Origin of the sequence: Streptomyces sp. NPDC057271, assembly GCF_042668715.1 — a bacterium.
In the GTDB taxonomy this organism is placed as follows: domain Bacteria; phylum Actinomycetota; class Actinomycetes; order Streptomycetales; family Streptomycetaceae; genus Streptomyces.
In genome coordinates this window covers 1-1,328 of sequence record NZ_JBHUYJ010000254.1, presented here as the reverse complement: position 1 = coordinate 1,328, position 1,328 = coordinate 1, and the positions used below count along the sequence as shown (strand labels likewise).

The following is a 1,328-nucleotide window of genomic DNA, read 5'->3' as shown; positions in this document are numbered from 1 at the left end:
GAGAAGCTCCTATAGATCGTCAAGTGGTCTGTGGGAGCTTTCGGGCGGTGTGGATCACGTGGGGTAGGTGGCGGTAGATCTCGCGGGCGACGAACCGTTTCAGGCAACGCATGATGTCCTTCTTGACCATGCCCTCTGCGGTGCGTCGGACGACGTACTCCTGGGTGCGCTGGTCGCATTTCATGCGGACCAGGACGATGGTGTGCAAGGCGTTGTTGGCTGCGCGGTCGCCGCCCCGATTGAGGCGGTGGCGGTTGGTCCGGCCGGAGCTCGCGGGGACGGGGGCCGCTCCGCAGAGGTGTGCGAAGGCTGCTTCGGAGCGGAGCCGGTCCGGATTGTCACCCGCGCTCGTCAGTAGCTGGCCGGCAGTTTCAGGTCCGACCCCGGGCAGCGCGACGAGCCGGGGTGCGGCCTGGGTGACCAGCGGTCCGATCTCTTTGTCCGCATCCTTGATCTCCTCGTCAAGCACTTGGTGGCGGCGGGCGAGCCGCCGGAGTGCTGTCCTGACCGCACAGGTGGGGCCGGCGAGATCGCCGGTGGGACGGGAACGGGCGAGTGTGTCGATCAACTCGCGTGCGGACAAGCCGCGCAGTTTGTCGCGTACTTCGGAAGGGGCGGTGACGATGAGGGTGCGGATCTGGTTGATGGTCTGGGTGCGGGCCTTGACCGCGCTCTTGCGGGTCACGCGCAGGACCCGGATCGCTTCCACGATCCCGTCGCGGCTCTTGGGAGTTCCCGTGGCCCGGCCGGACAGGACCGCGGTCGCGGCCGCGTAGGCGTCGATGGGATCGGACTTGCCGTTGGTGCGGCGGGCCTTGCGGTCGGGCCGGTCCACCTCCACCACTGTGACGCCGTGAGCGGTCAGAAAGCGGGCGAGTTCGGCGCCGTAGGCGCCGGTGCCCTCCATGCCGAGGGCGAGTACCTCGCCATGTGAGCGTAGCCAGTCCAGCAGCCGCCGGTACCCGTCCGGGGTGGTCTCGAACGCTTCGGTCGCAAGGTGCCGGCCGATACTGTCGATGACCGCCGCCTGGTGGAGGTCGGTGTGGGTGTCGACGCCCCCGATCACCGCTATCTCATCTGCTGTCATGCTGGGTTGTGCTGCCTTTCCGACTGCCGAGTACGGGAGGGCACGAGCCGGTCGGGCAGACGGACAAGACAGTGATGGGACCTCTAGCCAGGCTCCTATGAAGTCACAAAAGCCCGGCCGGCCACGCGCCAGACGGCACCGCCCGGTCGGCCGACAATTCTCATCAAGGACAGCCTGAGCGTCAGTCGTTTGGAGAGTCAGGCCGTCGGACGGTGCCAGCATCCATCCTCACTGTCGTTTG

General features: G+C 67.1%; 1 protein-coding gene. It reads right to left on the bottom strand.

The window, feature by feature from the left end:
* Positions 1-19: 19 nt before the first annotated feature.
* Positions 20-1,087, bottom strand: a complete 1,068-nt coding sequence (locus tag ACFUJR_RS39300) for an IS110 family transposase (RefSeq protein ID WP_383181775.1) — start codon at positions 1,085-1,087, stop codon at positions 20-22.
* Positions 1,088-1,328 lie beyond the last annotated feature (241 nt).